We start from the raw sequence: 2,725 nt of genomic DNA, 5'->3' as shown, positions 1-2,725 counted from the left end.
GCACCCGTAGCACCTGTAGCACCAGCATTTTGTACATTAACACAAACGTTTACTTCTTGCTCTACGCAGCAGTTGCAATTTTTGCGTCCACAATCAGGACATTTATGCTTACGATCATGATCCTTACAATCGTCATGATCATGATCTTTACAATCGTCATGATCACGATCTTTGCATTTACAATCTTTATGATCACATTTCTTGCATCGTTTTTCTTTACCCAAATTTTTATCCCCCTTTCGTATTCTTTAATAAATTATGTACAAGTTATAAAAAAGTTTGGACAAATATTTATACTTTATAAGAAATAATTTAATTTTTATAAAATGTGCTTTCATATTTGTTTTTTCATTTATGACTAATGAATTCTTTATGTTAAACACCGATATTATCTATGAACAAGCTGCTTCATTATATTAAATGTTTTAAAGATTATTTTTAAAAAAATCAACCTACCACCTCAATTCCATAGTTTCATTGAATTGAGGGGTGGTTGACTGAAGGAATTCTTATGCTAGCTGCATAATCATAACCGATGCACTAACTACAAGAGGGCCACTGCCAGATGTTTGATTGTTCAGATGAGTGTTGCCATCAATGTTTCGTAAAGTGAGAGTAGTTCCTGCTGTTAATGTAGTGATTACTTGACCAGTTAAAGTTTGATTGCCTGACCCTGAACCATAATTGGAACCAGCAATTTGACTCATACCTGCAAATAAAGCGAATGCAGAACCACCTTGCTGAGGGAAAGCCTCCCAAATGATTAGGTAGGTACCATTTTGCTTTATTATGATATCGGTAGGATTCATCATAGTGTTGTGATCAACGAATGTTGGAGGTGTGATATTTCCATTAGTATTAAAACTTACTGCATCACCTGCAGCTAAATTTTGAGCAGTTGTATCAAAAATATAGGCAAATCCAGGTATACCTGCACCCGTAGCCCCCGTAGCACCTGTAGCCCCCGTAGCACCCGTAGCACCCGTAGCCCCCGTAGCACCCGTAGCACCTGTAGCACCCGTAGCACCTGTAGCTCCATTTTCTACATTAACACAAACATTTACATTTTGCTTTATGCATTTGCAATTTCTTTGTCCACAATCATTACATTTATCATCATCACATCTGCAATCATCATGGTCGTGATCACATTTCTTGCATTTATCTTTACATTTGCAATCATCATGATGGTGACCACATTTCTTGCATTTATCTTTACATTTGCAATCATCATGATCATGATTACATTTCCTGCATTTGTCTTTACACTTACATTTGCATTTGTCTTTACACTTACATTTGCATTTGCATTTGTCCTTACATTTGCAATCATCATGATCGTGATCGCATTTCTTGCATTTATCTTCTTTACTCAATAATTTCACCACCTTCTATTATTCTTTTTATTGTATGAGACAAGCTATTAAGACGTTTGGACAAATATAAATGATTTTTGAAAATATTATATAAATTTTAAAAAATTATTTAATGTGTTTCATTAATTCTGGCTTTTAAAAATATAGCATTTAGTTTTTATTGGAGTTGCTATAGATACTCATTTGTTAAATTATGTATCTATTCTTTATGATTAGTTAAGCAAAGAGAATAATAAACAGTAATAAAAAAGATATTAGATAGATTCCTAGCTATTGTTTTTAATAAGAAATTTTTTGATTGGGAATTTGTTATTTTTAAATAATGATTAATTTGTACATATTTTTTGACTCATTTTTAGGATTATAATGAACCAATTTGTCCTTTTTTAATAATATAAAATGAACAAAAGTTTATGAGAGGTGTATTTTTTTGTCACTACCACCATTAAGACGATTATTGAGACAAATTCCTCTAATTCCAAAATCATTTGGTACAGAAGAAGTAACAGAAGTAACCGAAGTAACAGAAGTAACAGAAGTAACAGATCAAACAGGTCCAAACGGTTCAATAGGCCCAACAGGTCCAACTGGCCCAAAAGGTGAACGGGGTAAACGAGGAAAAGACGGAGAAGACGGAGAAGACGGTAAAAGAGGTAAAAGAGGCGAACAAGGAGAAAGAGGTGAAAGAGGTGAAAGAGGTGAAAGAGGTGAAAGAGGCGAACAAGGCGAACAAGGAGAAAGAGGACCAGAAGGCCAGTCATTTACCTCAATATTTGCATATGCATCTAATATTGATGATACGAACATGGAAACTGTAATTATTAGTCCAGAAGCAGTAACAAATGATGAGATGGTAGACGAAGAACCAGAAATGGAAGCAGTAACGATAGATGAAATGGTAGCTGAAGAACCAGAACTGGGAGCAGCAACGATGGATGAAATGGAAGCTGAAGAACCAAAAATGGAAGCAGCATCGGTGGATGGAATGGAAGCTGAAGAACCAGAAATTGGAGTAGCAACGATGGATGAAATGGAAGCTGAAGAACCAAAAATGGAAGCAGCATCGGTGGATGAAATGGTAGCTGAAGAACCAGAAATGGAAGTAGCAACGATGGATGAAATAGTAGCTGAAGAACCAGAAATGGAAGCAGCAACGATGGATGAAATGGAAGCTGAAGAACCAGAAATGGAAGCAACAGCGATGGATGAAATGGAAGCTGAAGAACCAGAAATGGAAGTAGTAACGATGGATGAAATAGTAGCTGAAGAACCAGAAATGGAAGCAGCATCGGTGGATGAAATGGAAGCTGAAGAACCAGAAATAGAAATAGCAACGATGGATGAAATAG

General features: G+C 35.7%; 3 protein-coding genes and 1 pseudogene. 1 reads left to right on the top strand and 3 read right to left on the bottom strand.

The genetic code is table 11. The features are described 5' to 3' along the window. The 3 genes from ABEY15_RS24165 to ABEY15_RS24155 form a co-directional block, all read right to left on the bottom strand. Positions 1–224 (bottom strand): hypothetical protein (locus ABEY15_RS24165; protein WP_429892492.1); only part of this gene is annotated, 224 nt, incomplete at its 3' end. Positions 225–509: 285 nt separating this feature from the next. After that, positions 510–812 (bottom strand): hypothetical protein, encoded by a 303-nt coding sequence (locus ABEY15_RS24160; RefSeq protein ID WP_429892491.1) that lies wholly within the window; start codon positions 810–812, stop codon positions 510–512. Positions 813–1,072: 260 nt separating this feature from the next. Continuing rightward, a complete protein-coding gene (locus ABEY15_RS24155; RefSeq protein ID WP_429892490.1) occupies positions 1,073–1,336 on the bottom strand; it encodes a hypothetical protein in 264 nt (87 codons plus the stop codon). Positions 1,337–1,806: 470 nt separating this feature from the next. Between ABEY15_RS24155 and ABEY15_RS24150 the strand changes: the two are divergent. Continuing rightward, positions 1,807–2,725, top strand: a pseudogene (locus tag ABEY15_RS24150) (hypothetical protein); the annotation flags it as partial.

It is taken from the genome of Gottfriedia acidiceleris (genome assembly GCF_050457485.1).
In the GTDB taxonomy this organism is placed as follows: Bacteria; Bacillota; Bacilli; order Bacillales; family Bacillaceae_G; genus Gottfriedia; species Gottfriedia acidiceleris_D.
This window is presented reverse-complemented; position numbering and strand designations above follow the sequence as displayed.

Coding starts and splice junctions, on each gene's coding strand:
- ABEY15_RS24160 (WP_429892491.1), bottom strand. CDS start 812: ATGATGAATCCTACCGATATCATAATAAAGCAAAATGGTACCTACCTA.
- ABEY15_RS24155 (WP_429892490.1), bottom strand. CDS start 1,336: ATGATGATTGCAAATGTAAGGACAAATGCAAATGCAAATGTAAGTGTA.